The sequence below is a fragment of the Actinoplanes nipponensis genome (assembly GCF_016862275.1).
In the GTDB taxonomy this organism is placed as follows: domain Bacteria; phylum Actinomycetota; class Actinomycetes; order Mycobacteriales; family Micromonosporaceae; genus Actinoplanes; species Actinoplanes nipponensis.
In genome coordinates this window covers 53,657-73,703 of sequence record NZ_BOMQ01000079.1, presented here as the reverse complement: position 1 = coordinate 73,703, position 20,047 = coordinate 53,657, and the positions used below count along the sequence as shown (strand labels likewise).

The following is a 20,047-nucleotide window of genomic DNA, read 5'->3' as shown; positions in this document are numbered from 1 at the left end:
TCGTCTCCTCCATCAGGTTGGCTAGAGCGGGACGATCGGCACGTCGGCGGCCGCGGAGGCAGCGCCCTCACCACCGCCGGACCGTGCGGCACCGCCGCCGGCAGGCTGGCCGGCCGGTTGTTCGCCTGCGCCGGAGCCGCTGTCATCCGGCTCACCGGAGGCAGACGGCGACGATCCAGAGGAGCTGCCGCTTGCCGGGTCGGTGGTCCCGCTGCCCGGGACCACGCCTGCGCCGCCTGCGCCGGGCGGCGGTACGGCGCCGTCTGCCGGGTCGGCGTTCTGCGCCGCACCGGGGGTGATCGGCAGCGATCCGTGCGCGCCGGTGGCGTCCCCGGGTGCGGTCAGTTGACCGGCCGCCATATCCTGCTGCGCGCTGCGGGCGCCGGCCTGCACACCGTCGGCCTCCTGAGCGTTCGGGCTATCCCCCGTTCCGGAGCCGCTTTGCTCTGGTGCGGCGCCCGGGGCCGGCTGGCCGACCGGGCCGCCGTCGCCGCCGGTTGCGGCGGCGTCGGCGGCCTGATGCCCGGTGCCGTCGCCGATCCCCGCGGCATCACCTGCGGTGTTCAGCGGGGTCGTGGGCATGCCGGCGGTGTTCTCATCCATCACCCCGGCAGCCCCGAACCCTGGACTACCACTGCCGCCGCTCGAGCTGTCAGCGGCGTCGGCGGCGCCGCTGCGAGCGCCGCCGGCGAAGTCCGCGCCCAGCTGCAGCGGGCTGCCGGCGACCGCCAGCAGGCCCTGGGCGTTGACGTCGGACAGGTAGCCGTCCCACATCGTTGTCAGGCGCAGCAGGATCCATGGGGCGGCGACCATCAGCCAGATCAGCAGCACGGCGCGCAGCGCGTTCATCACGTTGTCCGAGCCGTACGCCGAGCGCGACCCGTAGATCCACAGCTCGGCGATGAAGAACTTGCTACTGCCGAGGGCGTTGACGGTCCAGAACCAGCGGCGGCCCCAGTGCCGCGTCTCGGCCATCACCTGCCCGGTCATCGCCATCGCCCCGAACAGGGCTGCGCCGGTGGCCAGCAGACCCCTGAACAGCATGACGATGAACAGCAGCAGCAGGCCGATCGTGGCGAACACCGACAGCAGGAACGCCAGGAACAGCGTCCCGGCTCCGGCGGTGAGCGCACTGAAGCTGGAGACCAGCCACGACGGGTCGTACGGGGTGCGTGCGTTGGCCTCGATGACAGCGTTGGTGGCCTGGTCCCACGCGGCGACGATCGTGTAGGCGATGCCGCCGGCGAAGGTGATGCCCAGCACGGCCCGGACCAGGCCGCCCAGCGTCGCCACCGGTCCGGGCCCGACCGTGGTGCGCAGCCCGTTGATGATCGTGGAGACGATGAAGAACACGAAGATCAGGACCACGGCCATGCCGGCGACGGAGTTGTAGGTGGAGTAGAAAGCGTCGTCCGGTGACGAGATCGTGGTGACCTTGAAGACCAGGCTGGCCAGCCTGGACAACAGGAACACGGTGCCCTGCACGGCCACGTCGACCAGGCCCTGGATTCCGGAGCTGATGCCGGCGCTCAGCGCCTCCTGCGCGTCGCGCTGCACCTTGCAGCTGACATCGGTTGCCGGGCAGTCCGGCTGTTTCGGGTCCGGGTCGTACAGCTGCGCAGACCACGCCGGTACCTGGGTCGTGCATTCCAGCCGCTTGGTGTTCCACGCGGCCTGCTGCTGCGTGTTGACGGCAACGCCGGGCGGCGGCATCAGCGAGCAGTTGATCAACCCGGCGGCTCCGCTGCCGGTGCTGGGACCGTCCATCAGCACCGATGCGGTGCCGTCACGCGGCGTTGGATCCAGCGTGAGAGACGCCGCGGCGCAGGAGCGTTTGTCGGCGTCGCTGGTCGCGTTGCTGCAGTGCGTCACCCAGTGCGAGCGGGCACCGGGCACCGGCCGGTCCACCCGCACCGCCCACGGCATGCACCACGCCACCGATCCCGCAGCCTTGGCAGCACAGGCAGCGTCGACGACCGCGCTGGATGGGCTCGGGGTTGGCGCCGGGGCAGCGTCAGCGCGGGCGACGCCGGCAAGCAGGCTTGCCACCACGACCGCAGCCAGGATCGATGCCTGAACCAGCGCGCCGGCCAAGCGCGGCCACAGGGCCCTCCGACCGCGGACGTTAAGCTTGTCGGTCCGCCGTGTCGTCGATGTCTGCATGGCGCGTCACAGCACCAGCAGGCCGGCGATAATGGCGGTCGCCGATCCGACGATGATCGCGACCAGGCCGTTGCGCCACATCATGCTCTTGCCGCGGTCGGAAACAATGTGTGCGCCGAAGATCGGGCCGACACCGAACGCGATCGCGCCGGCGACCAGGCCGCAGAACGCGGCCACGCCTCCGAGCCACATGACGGCATTCATGATCGTGTAGAAGATGCCGGACTTCGGAATCGCTGATCCGTCGGGATGCACGCGGCTCCAGTCGAAGCCACCGGGGCCGGCCGGCGGCGTCGGGGTCGGCGCGGGCGCCGCTAAGACCTGCTGGACCGCCGCGGGAAGTCGCACGACGAGCCACGCGGTCGCAACTGTCAGCATCACGCACGCTCCTTGACCGCACCGAGAGGCAGCTCGGCCCGGGGATCGGCGCATCGTTGAATGACGGCGTCCGCCAGATGAACCAGGGCATGCCGGGTCGGCTTACGCAGTCGGCGCACGTCGATCGGTTCCGGCCGGGCCAGCTGAGCATCGAACGGGATGGGAATCACCGCGGGGACCGCGGCGGTGGCCTGCTGCACGACGGCGCGCACGGCGCGGTCAGTGTCCGGGGAACTCGCCACGACCGCCAGGACGATGCGGTCGGCGACCGTGCTGTAGCCGGCGGCGCGCAGGTGGGCTACCAGCCGCATCGTGTGGTGCAGACTGTCGGTGGTGGCCCGAGCCACTAGCACCGGTGCGTGCGCGGCGGCCAGGGTGCGCCACACCCCGGTGATCAGGGCGGGCATGACGTCGCAGATGGCCAGCGGGTACGCCCGGCGTACGGCCTCGATCACCGCGGCGGCCTCGTCGTGGCGCGGCGGACGACGACCTCTGCCTTCGGTCTCGCCGACCAGCGCCAGCAGCCCCGACGGACTGTGCTGGGTCCACCGCTCGATCTCCCGGCGGCTGGTCAGCGTGTGCAGGTCACGGACGGCGTCCCACATCGTGCCCGCGGTCGACCGCCCGATCCGCTCACCGAGCCCGCCCCAAGGGACGGGGTTCATGTCGACGGCGATCACCGGACCCGGTACCGCCAACGCGAGGACACCGCCCAGCGCCGCGACTAACGTAGACCGGCCGACGCCACCGTCGGCCGAGGACACCGCGACCAACGCGGCCGGTAGCAGGGCAGCGGCGCGCAGCCACACGAGTTCGGCCACATCCGCCGGGCCGAACTCGTGCGGTACCGGCCGGGCCCGCACCCTCATCGCCGGCAGGGGCTCACGACCGCGGCGCTCCCCTGCTGCGGCTGGAAAGCCCGACCACTCGTTGCCGTCTTCCAGCGGTAGCGAATGTTCGGAGGGCGCTTGTGGCGGTGTGTCCGGCACCGCCGGGGCAGAAATTGACAGCACCATGCTTCTCCCGGACGTAGGTATGTGCTCGGCAGGCGCGGCCGACCACCGCGACTGATGGGGCAACCGCACGTGGTCGGCTCTGCCTTCGGCCGGCGAGGTTCGACCGGTAGTCGAAAGACACCAAAGACATGCGCGACCGACGCCATCGACTGCCCCAGCGCGTGCGCATTCGCTTCGGCACGGTCGGCGCCCCCTTGGACGCAAACTCCGTCGACCGCCATCCCCCGCCGCTACGTGAACCACGTAATGACAAGGATTGGCTGTCGGTTACGCTGTGGACAATGCCGCTCCGGCCAACCACCCGGTAGCTGACCGAGGTTGTCTCGGGCTGTCCACACACGCTCGCTTCGCGGCCACAAGGCTGGCGAGAACAACACTCCCCGCTGACGCACCTGGGCGACGCCGTGGCCCGCTTCAACCCGACGGCCTCGACCGAGGCGGCCCGCTCGGCGCCGTTGCTGGCCGCCGCGGCTCCGCTGACTCTGCCGGTGATGAAGACTCGTGCAGCGGGCAAAATTGCCGCGGGCTGCCCCGACGGCGCTCCGGGAGCTATTCCTCAGCGGACTTATCCAACGAGTGAGCAAATCGGCCGCCGATCCGGAGGACACGGTATACGACTTTGTTCACGCAACGCGAAAAGAACTCATCGGCAGCCTGACACGGCAGGATGCATTGAGCGTGTTGGTGCAGGTCCCCCGCTACCTAGTCAGTCGTCTAGAAACCCGCGTGACCATCGCAGCGCAGGCGGTGGGCATCGCGCAGGGCGCGCTGGACTTCGCCAAGGGATACGTCAAGGAGCGCAAGCAGTTCGGCAAGGCGGTCGCCGAGTTCCAGGGCATCCAGTTCATGCTGGCCGACATGGGCATGAAGAACGTGGGCGGGCTTTCGCCGCGGTCGGGGTAGATGTATTAGCGTTTATGTAGAGTCACCGGAATCCCATCCCCCAATGACCGGGAGGAGCCGTACGGGCCGCTCGGGGTCTGGGGAGGGAGGTGATGGGATGGCCTATCGAGGAGACGATGACGACCGGAACGACCTGGCATACACGATCATGCTAATCATGTTCATGCTGGCAGTTCTGAGCACGTACACGGATCTCGCGGGCTTCTTCCAGGGCTAGGGAAGCACCCTATGCCCTGGAAGAGCACCACCGGAACGGGGCCCTCGCCGCGCAGCCTGATCAGCAACTGCGGCGGGGGCTCCATCTTCTCCACAACGTCGCGCATGACGAGCCACCACCTGCGGTGAAAGCCGTCTGTCGTGACGCTGCGGGGCGATAGGTTGAGGATACGACAGAGTCGGCCAGAGATTGTCGGTCCGCGACCTAGTCTCTTCGACCCGACCTTGCGTCGATCGACGTTGCAGCCGGGAGGCACGCGGTGAGATAACGCAGATGCGTTAGCAAGCAACCTTCACAGAGACAGCGCCGCTGTTGTCGGGACGCAGGAGATGGGGCGCGTTGGTCAGGCCGCCGCGTCGGGCCCGTACGTCTCGGCTCGTCGGCATGCTAGGACGAGAAGCCGCCGCATGAGTGCCATTCAGCGGTACCGGTGCAGCATGGCCACCGACACGGGCAGGTAGGCTGGGCGGGCTGGAGGAGGCAGAGCAGGGGCACGCGATCCCGGGCTAAAAACAGTGCTGGATCGCCGAGTGTCCACAGTCTGGGAAGCGTCGACCATGGATTCGACCCTCGGTGAGAACGGTTCGCTGAGGTAGCTGTCTGCGACTGTCTGGGGCTGTCTCTTACGCCGCTTGACGCGCGGCGCAGTACCCGATATCCAGCTTGCAACCGGGTACCGCAGCGGGGCGGCGTATACGGGCAGCCGACTGACAGGAGACGTAAGCGCATGGGTGTGACGACGCAGCAGCTGTTGCAACCGGATATGGGAGTGCGGCTGCCGGTTGAGGTCCGCCGGTCGCTCGTCGCGATGGGGACAGCGTGCAACCAGGCTGCTGTCCACCTGCAATACGCCTCGACCCACAGCCTGCACATTGAAGCCATCGCGGAAGCGCACCGCGTCAGTGAGCAAGCCAGCACGCCGGCTACGCAAGCGGCCACGGATCTGCAGCGCCTCGCCGACCAGCACTTCGAGCAGGCGATCGTCGTGCTCGCCCGTGCCGCAACTGTCTATGCGGTCTACTCCACCCAAGTCGCCCTGGCTGTAGCTGCCAGTCGGGAGCCGCCGCCACCGGGTGCTGCGGTCATTCTGCCGTCGGATGTGATTGCTGCCGCGGGACATTACTTGCCGGAGGTGTGCTTCAGCGACGACGGCAACGACCGGGTGGCGGCCGAGCAGAACGAGACCGTCGGCCACGCGCGACGAACGCTGATCGAGTTGGTCACCTATCGGATGCAGGGTGAGTCAGCGTTGGCCTACGACGACATCGCCACCGTCACCGCTGACGGTGGTATCAATCGACAGTCGGAATTCGCTGACGCTTTGCACGTATACGCCGGCGTCCTGGTCTGGTCGGTTGCCGTCTTCAGCGGGGTCAGCCCCGATCACGGTCCAAGACGCTGAAAGAACAGATATAAGCCCACGGCGGTCTCGTCAGGCGACGAGGCTTAGAAGACGTAGTCGGGATCAACCGGCAGGTTCAGCCTTTCCACCGGGACGTCAAGCGCCGCAGCCAGCAGGTGCAGATTGTACTGGTTCGCGCTTTTGCGCTCGTTCTCCCACTTACTCAGCATGATCAGCAGCGAAGATACAGTGGCGGTGCCCCGGTGTTTGGCCCCGACCTCGCGCATGCGGTGCGCCAGCTGCAATTGCGACCATTGCTTGGCCATCCGGGCACGGCGCAAGGACCGGCCAAAGGTCAAAGGCTCTCCAGATTGGTCCTCGGCCCGCGCCCCGGCCGGAATCATTGTTGCTCCGCCTCCCTCCTGGCTCACGTTAGGTTCACGATCACTGGAGCCCACAGCGCAGTCGTCACTCGCCGCTGCCGCAGATTCGTCGCAGGCGTTCATCACGTCCCCCACCCCCTGATAGAGATGTCGGTTGATGACGAAAACAGGTCAGGGAATTCGCCCGGTGAAAGTGCTATTAGCTAGTGACCCATGCCAGCGCCGCCGTCAACGGGCAGCACTGCTCCGGAGATGTAGCCGGCCTGGTCGCTGGCAAGGAAGGCGACTGCAGCCGCGATCTCCTCAGGTTGGGCAGCACGGCCCAATGGGATCTGCGAGCGCATGTGTTCGCGCTGCTCGGCGGTCAACTTCGCCGTCATGTCTGTCTCGGTGTAACCGGGCGACACCACGTTGGCAGTGATGTTGCGGCTGCCAAGCTCACGCGTCAGCGAGCGAGCGAAGCCGACAAGACCTGCTTTCGAGGCGGCGTAGTTCGCCTGACCATGTTCGCCCCGCAGCGCGACCGCCGATGAGATGAAGATCAAGCGACCCCACCTGGCCTTGAGCATCGGCTTGGCAGCACGTTTGGCGACGCGGAAGGCGCCCGTCAGGTTGGTGTCGACAACGGATGCGAAGTCTTGCTCGCTCATTCGCAATAGAAGTTGATCGCGGGTGACGCCCGCGTTCACGACGACGATCTCAACCGGGCCCAGCTCCCGCTCGACCGCTGCGAAGCCCGCATCGACGGTCTCCATGTTGTCAACGTCACAGTGGACCGCCATCAGATCTAATGCCGGCGGCTCGTTACGGTACGTCACAGCTACGCGATGCCCCTGTCGCGCAAGCATCAGCGCCGTGGCTTGACCAATCCCGCGACTTCCTCCGACGACCACTGCTGTCCGGCTCACCGGTAATCCCTCCGCCTTGTGTGTGACGGCCACGGGAAATCACTGGTTGCTACACATTGACGCAACCAAGACCCCGCACGCCGCGATGAAGCCAACATCATGCACCGCAAGCTCAGACTTGACTACACAGTGCGGTTTGGTCAGTGCCACTGTAGGAACTGCTACTACAGCACGTCGTCGGACCGGGATGGCAACTACACCGCGTTGCCAAGGGTGTTACACGCACCGCTCACAGGGCTGGTACACCCATAGATTGTCACTGCTACCTTCTTGTCTTCAGAAGTTCCTAACTCGCCCGAGTTGAGACCGCAGTCGACGCTCGACCGTCCTCGCATGCAGGCCCCAAGTCCTAGGCGTGCATTGGCCGTCGTACGAGACACCGTGTGTCGGCGGCCGGTCGAGCGACGACTGCCTGACGGGAAGTGATATGCCGCGCCACCCTGACGCGATCATCGAGCGTAATCAGATTCTGAGCGACGCGCGTATGCGTCTGCCCTCTCCGACACGTAAATCTCAGCCAGTGTCGCGCGGCGAGTTGGCCGACGCCGTGAACGCCGCGCTGGACAGGCTTTACCCTGACACGGCGAAGGAACTCCGCGTCGATGCGCGATGGATCGGTAAACTCGAACGCGGTGAGCACCGCTGGCCCGGTGAGGAGCGGCGCGCCGCATTGAGGGCGGCACTCGAGGCTGACTCAGACGCCGCGCTCGGCTTGTTCAATCCCCGACGCACCGACGATCAGAGCAACGTCAACGCAGGCCGCTTTCCGTTCAAGGCAAAGGTACAGGTGAAATTGAAGCCGCCAGCGCAGATCGATACGTCAGTTGCTCATCCGGCTCGCCGCTACGACTATTGGCTCGGCGGTAAGGATAACTTCGCAGCTGACAGGAAATCAGCTGATGCCATCGAGGCAAGGTTTCCCGGGATGCGGGCTGGTATTCGCGCCAACCGTGACGTGCTTCGTCGTATGACTGAGTTCTTAACGGCGGAGGCCGGCATCCGGCAATTCCTCGATATAGGCACGGGGCTGCCTACAGTGGACAACACCCACGAGGTGGCACAGCGGATTGCACCAGAAAGCCGGGTGCTGTACGTCGACAATGACCCCCTCGTCATGGCCCATGCTCGAGCGTTGCTCACCAGCAGTTCGGAAGGGTTTACAGACTACATCGAGGCGGACTTGCGCCAGCCGGAAGCCATCCTGGCCGCCGCGCGAGACCGGGACAGACTTAACCTTTCTGAGCCGGTTGCACTGATGCTGATCGCCGTCCTACACTTCATCCCCCCAGGCAAAGGGCAAGCGCAGGCCATCGTGCGACAGCTAGTCAACGAACTGCCAGCCGGCAGCTATGTGGCCGCCACGCACTTCACTGTCGACTTCATGCCGCCTGAGGAGAAGATCCGATACCAGCAGCTGCTCGACGCCGGCATCAGCGACATCTGGCCTCGCGATGAGGCGGCGTTCTCTGCCCCGTTCGGCGGCTTGGACCTCGTTGATCCCGGCATCACTCTCGTCAATCAGTGGCGTCGTGGCGCGGGGGCCGACGATATCGATCCAAGCCGCATCAGCGTCCGGGGGGCAGTCTGGCGTAAACCCTGACGCGCGTATCGCGGCTTCGTCGTCGCAGCCGACGCTGTCGTTCACCACGGGCCGACTCGGTAACGGTCGTGCATACAGGCAGGTCTCCGAGAGCGGCCGGCCGGTACGCCGGCGTGGGCATCGGCCTCCTGCTGACGCTGCGGCGTTCCGCGATGCTGCCTCGACCGCACTGAGGACTGCACTGCTGTTATCCCGTAAGTCGGACCAAAGGTCGGTATTCCCGGCGCTGAGACTCTGTGGGATGTTGAGGCGTGCCTCAACACGGGGGAACACCTCATCGATTCGACATAGGTTCCAGCGCACACGCGCGGCGGCTGGTGCGGGCGGGCCGGCCCTTGCTGTCGTCTCGGAGAGCGCGATGACTCCGGTTCAGTCATTCACCAAGCCCAACGAGCTGTCGCTTCTCATGCGTACCTGGCGCCTACGCCTCAACCCCGAGCATATTCCTGGACTCAGTGCGGCGTATCCGCATAGCCGACGGCGCGCCAAGGCCAGCAAGGAGTTGATCGCCTTCCTGACCGGCTGCAGTGTCGGCTGGTACAGCACCCTGGAGCGCGGCGAGGCTCAGAACTACAGCGACGACTTCCTCAACCGAGTCGCCTACACGCTGCGACTCAACCCCGCCGAGAAGAGCATGTTGTTTCTCTTGGCCACCGGGCACGCGCCCACCACCGCCGTGCACGAGTCGCGCATGCGTTCCACCCCTACGGTCCAGCGGATCCTCGATGCCCAACCATGGCCTGCCTACGCCAATGACGAGGCGTGGGACCTGGTTGCTTTCAACAAGCACATGAGTGACTGGTTCCCCTGGGTCGAAGGTCACGAGAACAACGTCATGCGCTGGGTCTTCACCTTCCCTGAAGCGCGCACGCAGCTGCACCATTGGGAGACCGACTGGGCGCCGCAGATGTTCGCTCAGATGCAGTTCGCCCGTGCCCGCCAGCCGGACAACAGGCGCCTCGCAGCTGTCTTCGATGAAATCCTCGAGGTTAATGAGGACGCTCGGCGGTTCCTGGAGCAACCCATGACATACCCACACCCCGACGGGGACCATCGTTCCTTGCACCTGCCGTTGCATCGGAAGGTGCAGCCCATCGAGTTGGTGGCGTTCGCCCCCATGAGAGCGCCGGACAGCCGCGTCATGATGCTGATCCCCACCCAAGCCTGCCAAGCGTAGGAATGCAGTTAGCGCCCAGCCTTGTGCGGTTCTGCGGCGGCCGCATGCGCCAGGACCTCCATGAGTCCGTGTGTGCTTTCGCCCAGGGCCCGGTAGGCCGCGGCCATGGTGATTACTAGACGCTCCGGGTTACCCCAGCCGCCGTACGACTGTGGGATGGTCGACGGGGCTCCGGCCTCCCAGTACGGCAGCCCGGCAGCATAAGCCTGCTCTGCCCGCCGGGCGACCCACTCCAGGTAAGCCCGGAACGTCTCCACACCGGCCGGGTCGGTGACCGGGCCGTGCCCCGGCACAATGCGGTTCGCGCCGGTGTCCCGGATCCGATCACACGCGGCGATCCAGTTGTCGATCGGCCCGGTCCACATGATGGGGTGGCCGCCCATGAAGAGGATGTCCCCGGCGTACAGCACCCCGGCGTCCGGTACGTGCACGATCACGTCGCCGTCGGTGTGTGCCGGGCCCACCTCAGTCAGTTCAACGACACGGTCACCGAGCGGCACCTTCAACTGGCCGGTGAACGTTCGTGTCGGCGGGGTGACACGGACGTCAGTGAAGTCGAAGACGCCGAAGTGCCGGCGCATGTAGTCGCCCAGAGGCGTGTCCGGCGCGTTCGGCCCACTCAGGGCCGCCAGCTGCTCCGGCTGAACCTCCTCAGCCATATCGTGTTCACACGCTGCAGAACCGATAACCTCCGCGTCGACGAGCAGTTGGTTGCCCCAGCAGTGATCCCCATTCGCGTGTGTCGTCACGACCGTCGCGATCTCAACGCCGGGGAACCTGGCCTCTATCGCGTCGAGTAGCTCCCTGGTCAGCGACACCGTGAACTGTGTGTCGACCAACAGGGCCCGACGCTCGGCTATAACTAGCCCGCAGTTGCTCCAGCCCCACGTGCCCGGCGGGCTCAGGTAGGCGAACGCACCTCGGCCCAGCGCATGGAACCCGCGCGTGTACGACGAACCCCCCATGACCGCCATTTTCGTTCAAGATCCACCGTAGGCACAACCTCCAACATCAAGCTTCATCACTGAGATTGTGTCGGGTAGGTGACACTGCCAACTGGGTGACAGGTGACAGATCAAGCCCCAAAGCAGGTTCATCATCAACGCACGCGCACCACCTACGCGCGCGCCCGCGCGCGCGAGGCGCCCAACCGGGAAATCGCGGAACATCTGTCACCCGTCACCCGAGCCGCCGCCCGGCATCCACAAGTGATCCTGACGCCTCTGACAGAGCACCATGCCTGTCCCCGTCGCTCAGCAGCGCGACACCGGTGTAGAACCGCTGACCCTTACTGCCTCTCGCGTCCGCCACGGCGAAGCGACCCTGCAGCTCCTGCGTCAGCCGCTTGGCTGACACCGGCCGCTCGCCCAACTGCTCACACCACTGCTCGTACGCTTCCCGCAGCACACCCACCGGGGTGCGCACATGCGCCGCGCCTGCCTCCAGGCGGCACTGCTCCTCGATGAAGCGCCCGACCGTGTCCTGATCTTTGGCGTACGCCTCAGTCGCCGACGACACCGACGCAGGCTCACGAAGACCGCCCTGGTAATACGCCGCAGCCCCAGCGATGATCCATGCCAAGATCGCTGGCGCATCCTGCGCCAGACGCTCCCCGAGCTTCTTGTCCTGCATCTGCGGCGGCACCACCCGGTTGAACGGCAACACCCGGATCCGCCGCCAGAACGCAGGGCCACCGGCACGTGCTGCCGGCAGGTGATTGCCGAGCAGCCACAAGGTGTGGCTCGGCTCGAACGTGAACCAGTCCCGCCGCATGAACCGTGCCGACAACGAGTCGCGGCCGGTCAGCTGCTTGACCCGCGCCTCGGCAAAACGCTGCCCTTCGTCGAGCTCCGCGCAGACCACCAACCGGGCGCCGGACAGCTGCGCCAGCTCGGCCGGATGCTCCGCGTGCTTACGCACCATCAACATCTCCGACGATCCCGCTCGCGCATAACCATCGTCGCCGCGGCCCAGCGCATGCATCGCCGCTTCCAGAAGGGTCGACTTGCCGTTGGCGCCGGGACCCACCGCGAAGGGCAGCAGTTGTTCAAGTACGCGGCCGATCGCCGAAACGCCAACCAACCGCTGGACGTAGCCGGCCAGCTCGGTGTCATCGCCGAACGTGTCGTGCAGGAAGGTGTCGAAGACGTCCGACCTCCGGTCGAAGTCCGGAGCGACCGCGGTCGACCGGGTGTGCAGCAACCCGGGCTCGGCAGACTTGACTTCACCCGTCCGCAGGTCCACCACACCCGCAGGAGTGTTCAGCTCGTAAGGGCGGGCGTCGAGGGCCGCCAGGCTAACGGTCACCGCCGGATCCGAGCGCGCTAACCGCACCACCCCCGACACTCCCCCGGCTGATAGCGCCTGGGATCGGAACCGTCGCCAGCTACCCGCAGTTGGCAGCTGCCGAGCCAACCCGCGCACGAACTCTCGGTGCTGTTCCGCGTCGTCCCATAACCAGCGATGATCCGACCACAGCAGCCAAGCTCCCCGTTGCGGGCAATAGCGCAATTCTCGACCATGATGCGCGACCAGCGCCCGCGCCAGACCGTCCTCCGTGGGGCCCCACGCAGCGGGTGAAGGCATCGTCTGGCCGCTGACGCGAACTGGCGCTGCCGCCTCCGCCGGCCGAATGACGGCTGGGGCGATGCTCGGCGACTCCGTCTGCGGTGCGCTCAATGGCTCCTGTTGCGGCGTGGTGCCGCCGTAGCCGGCCTGACGCAACGCTCTAGCAGCCGCACTGTGGTCCCCGCCGTGCTGCAGGACAGCGAGGACGTGGAACTTCGTCAGCGGAGTATCGGTCTGCAGCTCAGTGCTGCTCGTGAAGACAAATAGCCGGTCTCGGTCGTCAGCGCGTCCTGTCGTTGCAGAGACACCGGATCGCTTGCCGGGGCGGCGCCAAGATCGCGTGCGACCGACAGCATGAACGAGTGTCCACCCCGCCGGAGCCAAGATGTCTGCCCAGTCGGTTCGACGTTCATAGTCATCTCCCGGACTCAGGCTCTGACCGGTCGATGAGCTTGCGCCACGGTGTACTACCGCCGCCGCCGCCGGTGCGGGCGCAGGCGGCATGGCATCAAGCGCGCGGACAACATTTAGCAGTGCCGTCCGCTCGTCGGCGGTGATGACAGGAATACGCGCCGGCGAGGACCCACTCAACGCGACCCACGGCCGCCTGGTCTCATGCACGGTGCCGTGAGACGGTGCGACGATGGTGTAGCCGCCCTCACCTCGAGTTTCCGCCAAGGTCTTAACTTTGTCAGCGGGGTCGATAAAGAGCTCTTCCTCCGTCGCTGGTCGACGCGCCAGTTTCAGGTTGCGGTCGACGGCATCCTCGGCAAGCCGATAAAGGACATGGACGCCACCGGACGGGGTTCGTTCCCAATATCCGCTCGTGGTGACGCGCTCCCACAGGTCCGCCAGCCCCGCGACGGTAAGTAAGTCGGTGAACGCCTGACCGAGACCCTCGGCGACCGCCCGCCCTTCGAGTTCGAGCATCTCTAGCCCAGCGGACGCCGACCCGCAGATCACCGCAATTCCCGGGGGGTTTCCCGCGAACCACCCCTCCACCATGCCCCTGTCCGGCCGCAGCCTTTGGTAAGTGCGCCAAGAGACTAGGGGTGCTTTGCTGCCATCGGCTCGGATCGGAATTACGGCGCAGCCGGCCGCGTGCCAAGCCAGTGCTGCTGCCAGTGTCTGTGGTGTGTCATCCACTCAAGCCCCATCGAGTGTTCGGAATTCATCTGGAACGGCCGCCGTGCTACCTCAGGAAGGCCGAGTCATCCGGACGGCAAAGGTCTGGCGTCGAGGGCTTGGGGTGCGTCGCCCGGGCAGAGGACCGTCAGCAGGCCCTCGCCGGAGACGACATAGCGTTCGCCGACCCGGATGACGGGAGCCGGGAACTCGCCGGATCGAGCCAGCGTGTAAGCAGTGGTTCGGCCGATACCGAGCACCGACGCAGCCGTTTCCACATCCGTTGCCACTCCAAGTTCGCGCACCTGCCCTACCGTCCACACACGCTTGGACACCCGGTCCCCCTGCCTATCCGTGTACGCCGCGGGCGACGCACTCTTCGTCACCTACGGCACCCGCCGTGATCTCTGCTCCTTGATTAAGGGCATCACGGTGGGCTGAAGGGACGGCAGTTGTCCGGGGCTGTCTTTAGCTGTCCACGCTGGTCAGCAAGCCGTTGCGCCGGCTCATCGAGGCCCCTCGCCAGCTGGCCGGCGGCAAGCTGGACGCGCGGGTTCCGGCCGCCGGGCACGGCGAACTGGCCTGCGCTGGAGTCACCGCTGGTGGTGGTAGCGGTGCTGGTGATCGCCGCGGTCCTGGAGGGCTTACGCCCTGCGCACGGCGGTCGGCGAGGCCAACCGAACCCGGGGCGGCCGCAGCTGGCTGCGGTTCGTGCGCCGTACCCGATCACGGGAACTACCGGTGATCCTGCTGGAGGACTGCGGCGCCTTGCTGGGACTGCTGTTCGCCCTGATCGGTGTGGTGCTGAGCGTGATCACCGGCAACGGCGTGTTCGACGGCATCTCAACGCTATGCATCGGCGCGCTGCTGGTCACCGTCGCGGTGCTGCTCGCGGTGGAGACCAAGAGTTTGATCGTCGGTGAGTCGGCGCTGCCGGAAGAGCTCGCGACGATGGAGGCGGCGCTGTTGTCCACGCCTGGCGCCGGTCGGGTGATTCACATGCGGACCATGCACCTGGGGCCGGACGAGCTACTGCTCGCCGCGAAGATCGGCGTCGACGAAGGCGCTGAGATCGCGGCGACGATCGACGAGGCGGAAGCCCGTGTCCGGGCGGCTTTGCCGACGGCAGAGGTCATCTACCTCGAGCCGACATCTACCGTCCCATCCCCGCGCCGGCGACGCCGCCGACCACGGACGCCACCGGGCACTGACCGGTCGGGCCCCGTCCAAGCTGGGAATCACTCCTGGCTTCTCTCGATATCGTGACGGAGTTGTCGATCATCGAGGGATTGTGGTTCCGCCGTGGGCGGTTACGGGTTTCAGGTGGGCCCGGTCGTGGTCCTGGTCCTGCTCAACGCGACGTTCTCTGACACTGAGATTGCATTGATCTCGCTGCGGGAAAGTCAGGTGCAGCGCTTGGAACGCGCCTCGCGGACCGGGCGGGTCATGGCCCGGCTCGCTCGACCGCTCGTCAAGTCGCCAATGACCGGTCATAGCCAGATCGCGCGTTGGCGAGGCGAGCATCAGGCTTGCTTCGGCGCCTCCAAGTCGATCGAGAAGGCGTGCACGTGGGCCGGCCCGTCGTCGGTGGGCTGGAACCACGACTGAACGCGCATGTCCGTCGAGCCGAATCGGGCGGCGAACTCCTTGTCGTTCTCGAAGCCGTCCATGTCTGCCCGGTAGAGCCACTCGTGGTCTATGTCCTCGAAGGCAGCATCCTCGAATCCGAGGTACAACTCCCGCACCCCCTCGCGGTCGAAGAGCTCGTGATCCATAAGCAGGTACTGTGCCCGCTGGATGACGAGGTACAACGCGAGAGCCTCGCCGACCGACGCCGGCGGCATCCACTGCTCCGCAGACAACCGGCCGGTGACCATGACAGTCGCCACGTGGAAGTTACGAGCAAAGCGACCGTTGTACTGGTGGGCGAAGCGCTGCGGCAGGTCCTCGAGGACGAAGTAGGCGCCTTCGCTGTCAGCCACGCTGCCACCGCCGTCTGTTGCCAGCGTTTCGATGTCCTGGAACAGTTCGTCGATGATCTGCGTGGCAGCCATGATCAGCGCTCCCGCGGCGAGCAGCGGGGTCTCCTCGTCGCCGTCGGCGGCGAAGGCGGCCGACTCGAAGGCTCGGACCAGTTTCGCGTGATCCATGGTCCATCTGCGCCAGTCGACTTCGGGCTCCCCGAGCTGCGAGTCACTCATCTCTCCATCCTTCCCTTATGAGTGATCCGCATCGACGCCCGCTCTTGGGTCCCGGCAGCAGGTTCATCCGTGCGAGGGAATTTCCTCGTCAGCTGGCTAAGTCGCGCCGAGGACCGTCAATAGCCCTTCGACAGCAACGACGTAGCGCCGACCGACCCGGATGACCGGCGTCGGGAAGTCGCCGGACCGAGCCAGCGTGTAGGCGGTGGTCCGGCCGATGCCCAGCACCGACGCCGCGGTTTCGATGTCCGTTGCCATGCCGAGTTCTCGCACCTGCGCCACCGTCCATGTGCGCCTGGGCATCCGGGTCCCCCTTCCGCTCGTGGCACTCCCCCAGCCGCATTTCCCGTGGTCGTTCGGGACGAGCAAGGAGGACTGCTCCTTGATTAAGCGCACCACAACAAGCGCAACGCGGGCAGTTGTCCGGGACTGTCTCCTGCTGTTTCGCCCGGACCGAGCGACGTGATGGGCGGGGCGCTTACGCGCCCCGCCCATCATCATGCGGCTTCTTCGCCGAGAGCGAAGTCCATCAGTTCGGCGGCCTTGCGTTCGCTCTCGGGAAGAACGTGGGTGTAGACCTCGCGCGTTGTCCGGGCGTCGGCGTGACCGAGCCGTTTCTGCATGACGTGCTCCGGAACACCGGCGTCCGCTCCGGCCGTGGCCGAGGTGTGCCGGGCGTCGTGCAGCACGATGACCGGCACACCGGCCGCCAGGCACGCGTTCTCCCACTGATCGGTGTAGTAGCGCGGGTAGTAGGGCTCGCCGTCCTCGCGCGGGAAGACCCAATCGTGATCGTGATACAGCAGCCCTGCGGCCGCCTTCTCCTCGTCTTGGCGAGCCTTGTGCTCACGCAGAACCCGGACCATCGCAGGGCCGATCGCAATCGCTCGACGGCTCTTCCCCTTCGGCGCCTTTTCGATGACTTTGTTGCCGGAGATCGTGCGCTGCCAGTGGATGTAAACGATCCCGTTGTCAAGATCGACCTTCGCCCACTTCAGGCCGGCGATCTCACCGCGCCGGGTTCCGGCGACCACCGCAAGGGCCCATGCCGCATACAGGCGAGCGTCGCGATGAAACTGGAGGAACCGCTTCGACTGCTTTGGTGTCCACACGCCTTTGCGTCCTTGGTCCTCGCGTTGGGCCGGCCGCGGCTGCCGGACCGCGCCAAGATCGATCCCGAGATCTTTGAACGCCTTCATCAGCACTCGGTGTACGGTCCGGACGGTCGTCTCCGACAAGGGCTTCTTGCCATTGCCGCCTTCTTTTACGAGCGTCTTGTACATGTCCTGGACGACGCGCTTGTCGAGGCTGTAGAGCTGCCGGCCGCCGATGTGCGGGATCACGTACATCCGGAACAGGTTGCGGTAGTTGTCCAGAGTGGTTTCTTCGATGTCGAGTTCCCGCTCCGACAGCCAGCCGGAAAGCTCGGCAGCGACACTGCCGTCCGCGCCAATGGCCGCCTCGCCGTACGCCTTGCGTGCCTCGGTTTCGGCTTTCTCCGCCGCAGTCTTGCTGGGAAACCCTCGTCGTTTGTGCTGACGCCGCTTGCCGTCGTCGCCAACCGGCAGGTCGATGACGAAGAACCAGAGAGTCTTGGTGGAAGTTTGGTACGAGCCGACGGTCATCTGGGCACCCCCGTGGTCACAGAGCTGAGCTGACCTCATCCACGGTAGGCCCGTCTGTGACCACGCCCGTGACCACAAGATCCACTACGGCGATCTTGGAAACACGATGCGATCAATGAAAAAAGCCGCTGACCAGGACTTTCATCCTCGCCAACGGCCTTCAAATACTGGTCGGGCTGACAGGATTTGAACCTGCGACCCCTTGACCCCCAGTCAAGTGCGCTACCAAGCTGCGCTACAGCCCGATGCCACGCCCCGAGACAACCCCAGCGCGCGGCAACACCACAACCCTACCCCAGCCCCCCAACCGACTTACCACCGGCATGCCGGGACGGGGCCGAAACCTACCCGTGCGCCTTGCCCCGGCCGCCCGGCCCGAGCTTCTTCCGGGGCTTCACCGACACCTCGATCGGCGACCCCTCGAAGCCGAACTCCTCGCGCAGCTTCCGCTCGATGAACCGCTGGTACCCGGCATCCAGCGGCCCGGTCGTGAACAGCACGAACCGCGGCGGCGCCACCCCGGCCTGGGTCGCGAACATGATCCGCGGGGCTCGTCCGCCGCGGACCGGGTGGGGCGTGGCCTGGGTCAGCGCGGTCAGCCACTGGTTCAGCGTGCCGGTCGGGATGCGCTTCTCCCAGCTGTCCAGGGCTTTGCGCAGCGCCGGGGCCAACTTGTCGACCGCGCGGCCGGTCTTCGCCGAGATGTTGACCTTGATTGCCCAGGGGATGCGCTTCAGTTCGCGGTCGATCTCCTTGTCGAGGAAGATCCGGCGGTCGGCGTCGACCAGGTCCCACTTGTTGAAGGCGATCACCAGGGCCCGGCCGGCCTCGACCACCTGGGTCAGCACCCGCTGGTCCTGCTCGCTGATGACCTCGGACGCGTCCAGCAGCACGACACCGACCTCGGCGGCCTCGACGGCGCCGGCGGTGCGCAGGGACGCGTAGTACTCCGTACCGGATGCCTGGTTGACCCTTTTCCGCAGGCCGGCGGTGTCGACGAACTGCCAGACCTCGCCGTCCATCTCCACCAGGCTGTCGACCGGGTCGACCGTGGTGCCGGCCACCGAGTCCACGACCGCGCGTTCCTCGCGGGCGAGGCGGTTGAGCAGGGAGGACTTGCCGACGTTGGGGCGGCCGACCAGCGCGACGCGGCGGGGGCCGCGGGGGGCATTCTCGATGATCGCCGGCGCCGGGGGCATCGCGGCGAGGATCTTGTCGAGCAGGTCGCCGGCGTTGCGGCCGTGCAGCGCCGACAGCGGGAACGGCTCGCCCAGGCCGAGGCTCCACAGCGACACGGTGTCGTTCTCGATGTTCTGGTTGTCGGCCTTGTTGGCCACGAGGATGACCGGCTTGTGGCTGCGCCGCAGCATCCGGACGGCCTTCTCGTCCACGTCGGTGGCGCCGACCATGGCGTCGACCACGAAGATGACCACGTCGGCGGTCTGCACGGCGATCTCGGCCTGGGCGGCGATGGCGGCGGCGCGGTCGCGGGCGTCGGGTTCCCAGCCGCCGGTGTCGACCACGGTGAAGCGGCGTCCGCTCCACTGCGCGTCGTAGGGCACGCGGTCGCGGGTCACGCCGGGCTTGTCCTCGACCACCGCCTGGCGGCGGCCGATGATGCGGTTGACCAGCGTCGACTTGCCGACGTTGGGCCGGCCGACGACGGCGACGACCGGGACCGGGCCCTCCTCGGCCATGGACTGGTGCAGTGCGGTTTCCAGGGCCGAGACCTCGGAAGAGAAGTCGCTCACGAACTCACCTTGCTGTTGAGCATGCTCAGGAGATGGGCCACGACCTCGTCGATGCCCATGCCCGTGGTGTCCACGGTGACGGCGTCGTCGGCCTGGCGCAGCGGGTCGGCCGCGCGGCTGGAGTCGAGCTGGTCGCGGCGGTTCAGGTCGGCCTCGGTGGCCGCCACGTCGGTGGCGTCCTCGGCGCTGCGGCGCTGGGCGCGCGCGGCCGCCGAAGCGGTCAGGTACACCTTCAGCTCGGCGTCCGGCGCGACCACGGTGGCGATGTCGCGGCCCTCGACGACGATGCGCGGCGCCGCGCTGATGATCTCCCGCTGGAGGCGGACCAGCATGGCCCGTACCGCTGGGACGGCCGCCACGGCCGAGACCGCGCCGGTGACCTCGGGCCCCCGGATGGCCGCGTCCACGTCCGTGCCGTTGACCCGGAAACGCGGGGCGAGCGGGTCCGTGCCGATGCTCAGGGTGGTCTCCTGGGCGATCTTGACGATCGCGTCGGCGTCCTGCAGGTCGGCGCCGGCCTGCAGCACCGCCCAGGTGATGGCGCGGTACATCGCGCCGGTGTCCAGGTAAACGCCGTCGATCGCGGTCGCGAGCCGTCGGGAAACGGTGGATTTGCCCGATCCCGAGGGACCGTCGACGGCCACCACGCATCGTTCGGGCCGCACTGCCTGCTCCACCGTTACCTCCAAG

Annotated in this window: 17 protein-coding genes, 1 tRNA gene and 2 pseudogenes; 6 read left to right on the top strand and 14 right to left on the bottom strand. The window is 66.6% G+C overall.

Annotation, left to right across the window (positions count from 1 at the left end; all coding sequences use genetic code 11):
• Window positions 1–21: 21 nt before the first annotated feature.
• Genes Ani05nite_RS33280 through Ani05nite_RS33270 form a run of 3 tightly spaced genes read right to left on the bottom strand, consistent with a single transcriptional unit; the run spans window position 22 to window position 3,530 of the window.
• Window positions 22–2,163 (bottom strand): hypothetical protein, encoded by a 2,142-nt coding sequence (locus tag Ani05nite_RS33280; RefSeq protein WP_203774954.1) that lies wholly within the window; start codon window positions 2,161–2,163, stop codon window positions 22–24.
• Window positions 2,164–2,169: 6 nt separating this feature from the next.
• Window positions 2,170–2,541 (bottom strand): hypothetical protein, encoded by a 372-nt coding sequence (locus Ani05nite_RS33275; protein WP_203775089.1) that lies wholly within the window; start codon window positions 2,539–2,541, stop codon window positions 2,170–2,172.
• Window positions 2,541–3,530 (bottom strand): MinD/ParA family ATP-binding protein, encoded by a 990-nt coding sequence (locus Ani05nite_RS33270; protein ID WP_203774952.1) that lies wholly within the window; start codon window positions 3,528–3,530, stop codon window positions 2,541–2,543. The genes Ani05nite_RS33275 and Ani05nite_RS33270 overlap by 1 nt, the downstream gene beginning before the upstream one ends.
• Window positions 3,531–4,277: 747 nt before the next feature.
• On the opposite strand from Ani05nite_RS33270, the pseudogene Ani05nite_RS33265 reads away from it, so the two are divergent.
• Window positions 4,278–4,427: pseudogene (locus Ani05nite_RS33265) on the top strand (acyl-CoA dehydrogenase family protein); the annotation flags it as partial.
• Between the two features lie 977 nt (window positions 4,428–5,404).
• Window positions 5,405–6,079, top strand: a complete 675-nt coding sequence (locus Ani05nite_RS33260; protein ID WP_203774950.1) for a hypothetical protein — start codon at window positions 5,405–5,407, stop codon at window positions 6,077–6,079.
• Window positions 6,080–6,123: 44 nt separating this feature from the next.
• Here the strand turns inward: Ani05nite_RS33260 and Ani05nite_RS33255 are convergent, their stop codons facing one another.
• Together Ani05nite_RS33255 and fabG are read right to left on the bottom strand one after the other, a co-directional pair.
• Window positions 6,124–6,345 (bottom strand): helix-turn-helix domain-containing protein, encoded by a 222-nt coding sequence (locus tag Ani05nite_RS33255; RefSeq protein WP_203774948.1) that lies wholly within the window; start codon window positions 6,343–6,345, stop codon window positions 6,124–6,126.
• Between the two features lie 260 nt (window positions 6,346–6,605).
• The gene (gene fabG, locus Ani05nite_RS33250; RefSeq protein WP_203774946.1) at window positions 6,606–7,310 is read right to left on the bottom strand and encodes a 3-oxoacyl-ACP reductase FabG; all 705 of its coding nucleotides are present in this window, start codon (window positions 7,308–7,310) and stop codon (window positions 6,606–6,608) included.
• A gap of 427 nt (window positions 7,311–7,737) precedes the next feature.
• Here fabG and Ani05nite_RS33245 point away from each other — a divergent pair, with 427 nt between their 5' ends.
• Together Ani05nite_RS33245 and Ani05nite_RS33240 are read left to right on the top strand one after the other, a co-directional pair.
• The gene (locus Ani05nite_RS33245) at window positions 7,738–8,910 is read left to right on the top strand and encodes an SAM-dependent methyltransferase (RefSeq protein WP_307836733.1); all 1,173 of its coding nucleotides are present in this window, start codon (window positions 7,738–7,740) and stop codon (window positions 8,908–8,910) included.
• Window positions 8,911–9,268: 358 nt separating this feature from the next.
• On the top strand, window positions 9,269–10,087 hold the full coding sequence (locus tag Ani05nite_RS33240) for a helix-turn-helix transcriptional regulator (protein WP_203774944.1): 819 nt from the start codon (window positions 9,269–9,271) through the stop codon (window positions 10,085–10,087).
• Between the two features lie 8 nt (window positions 10,088–10,095).
• Here Ani05nite_RS33240 and Ani05nite_RS33235 read toward each other — a convergent pair whose 3' ends face one another.
• The 3 genes from Ani05nite_RS33235 to Ani05nite_RS33225 form a co-directional block, all read right to left on the bottom strand.
• Window positions 10,096–11,052: an MBL fold metallo-hydrolase gene (locus tag Ani05nite_RS33235; RefSeq protein ID WP_203774942.1), complete on the bottom strand. Its 957-nt coding sequence runs from the start codon at window positions 11,050–11,052 to the stop codon at window positions 10,096–10,098.
• 214 nt (window positions 11,053–11,266) lie between these two features.
• Window positions 11,267–13,801, bottom strand: coding sequence for a phage/plasmid primase, P4 family (locus tag Ani05nite_RS33230; protein ID WP_239130882.1), 2,535 nt, complete (start codon window positions 13,799–13,801; stop codon window positions 11,267–11,269).
• A gap of 65 nt (window positions 13,802–13,866) precedes the next feature.
• The gene (locus Ani05nite_RS33225) at window positions 13,867–14,115 is read right to left on the bottom strand and encodes a helix-turn-helix domain-containing protein (protein WP_203774940.1); all 249 of its coding nucleotides are present in this window, start codon (window positions 14,113–14,115) and stop codon (window positions 13,867–13,869) included.
• Between the two features lie 406 nt (window positions 14,116–14,521).
• On the opposite strand from Ani05nite_RS33225, the gene Ani05nite_RS33220 reads away from it, so the two are divergent.
• Together Ani05nite_RS33220 and Ani05nite_RS41545 are read left to right on the top strand one after the other, a co-directional pair.
• On the top strand, window positions 14,522–15,046 hold the full coding sequence (locus tag Ani05nite_RS33220; protein ID WP_203774938.1) for a cation diffusion facilitator family transporter: 525 nt from the start codon (window positions 14,522–14,524) through the stop codon (window positions 15,044–15,046).
• Between the two features lie 36 nt (window positions 15,047–15,082).
• Window positions 15,083–15,244 (top strand): annotated as a pseudogene (locus Ani05nite_RS41545) (hemolysin family protein); the annotation flags it as partial.
• 59 nt (window positions 15,245–15,303) lie between these two features.
• Here the strand turns inward: Ani05nite_RS41545 and Ani05nite_RS33215 are convergent.
• The 6 genes from Ani05nite_RS33215 to cmk all read right to left on the bottom strand — a co-directional run bounded on the left by Ani05nite_RS33215 (window position 15,304) and on the right by cmk (window position 20,034).
• Window positions 15,304–15,981 (bottom strand): hypothetical protein, encoded by a 678-nt coding sequence (locus Ani05nite_RS33215; RefSeq protein ID WP_203774936.1) that lies wholly within the window; start codon window positions 15,979–15,981, stop codon window positions 15,304–15,306.
• A 96-nt stretch (window positions 15,982–16,077) separates the two neighbouring features.
• The gene (locus Ani05nite_RS33210; RefSeq protein WP_239130880.1) at window positions 16,078–16,239 is read right to left on the bottom strand and encodes a helix-turn-helix transcriptional regulator; all 162 of its coding nucleotides are present in this window, start codon (window positions 16,237–16,239) and stop codon (window positions 16,078–16,080) included.
• 239 nt (window positions 16,240–16,478) lie between these two features.
• A complete protein-coding gene (locus Ani05nite_RS33205; protein ID WP_203774932.1) occupies window positions 16,479–17,606 on the bottom strand; it encodes a site-specific integrase in 1,128 nt (375 codons plus the stop codon).
• Between the two features lie 168 nt (window positions 17,607–17,774).
• Window positions 17,775–17,851, bottom strand: a tRNA-Pro gene (locus Ani05nite_RS33200).
• 99 nt (window positions 17,852–17,950) lie between these two features.
• Window positions 17,951–19,357, bottom strand: coding sequence for a ribosome biogenesis GTPase Der (gene der / locus Ani05nite_RS33195; RefSeq protein WP_275410684.1), 1,407 nt, complete (start codon window positions 19,355–19,357; stop codon window positions 17,951–17,953).
• Window positions 19,354–20,034: a (d)CMP kinase gene (gene cmk / locus Ani05nite_RS33190; protein ID WP_203774930.1), complete on the bottom strand. Its 681-nt coding sequence runs from the start codon at window positions 20,032–20,034 to the stop codon at window positions 19,354–19,356. The genes der and cmk overlap by 4 nt, the downstream gene beginning before the upstream one ends.
• Window positions 20,035–20,047: the final 13 nt, after the last annotated feature.

Bases quoted from the DNA above. Each gene is read 5' to 3' on its own strand.
- Ani05nite_RS33280 (WP_203774954.1), bottom strand. From the start codon at position 2,163: ATGCAGACATCGACGACACGGCGGACCGACAAGCTTAACGTCCGCGGT.
- Ani05nite_RS33255 (WP_203774948.1), bottom strand. From the start codon at position 6,345: ATGGCCAAGCAATGGTCGCAATTGCAGCTGGCGCACCGCATGCGCGAG.
- Ani05nite_RS33235 (WP_203774942.1), bottom strand. From the start codon at position 11,052: ATGGGGGGTTCGTCGTACACGCGCGGGTTCCATGCGCTGGGCCGAGGT.
- Ani05nite_RS33205 (WP_203774932.1), bottom strand. From the start codon at position 17,606: ATGACCGTCGGCTCGTACCAAACTTCCACCAAGACTCTCTGGTTCTTC.
- Ani05nite_RS33260 (WP_203774950.1), top strand. From the start codon at position 5,405: ATGGGTGTGACGACGCAGCAGCTGTTGCAACCGGATATGGGAGTGCGG.
- Ani05nite_RS33210 (WP_239130880.1), bottom strand. From the start codon at position 16,239: ATGGCAACGGACATCGAAACCGCGGCGTCGGTGCTGGGCATCGGCCGG.
- Ani05nite_RS33275 (WP_203775089.1), bottom strand. From the start codon at position 2,541: ATGCTGACAGTTGCGACCGCGTGGCTCGTCGTGCGACTTCCCGCGGCG.
- Ani05nite_RS33215 (WP_203774936.1), bottom strand. From the start codon at position 15,981: ATGAGTGACTCGCAGCTCGGGGAGCCCGAAGTCGACTGGCGCAGATGG.
- Ani05nite_RS33245 (WP_307836733.1), top strand. From the start codon at position 7,738: ATGCCGCGCCACCCTGACGCGATCATCGAGCGTAATCAGATTCTGAGC.
- Ani05nite_RS33240 (WP_203774944.1), top strand. From the start codon at position 9,269: ATGACTCCGGTTCAGTCATTCACCAAGCCCAACGAGCTGTCGCTTCTC.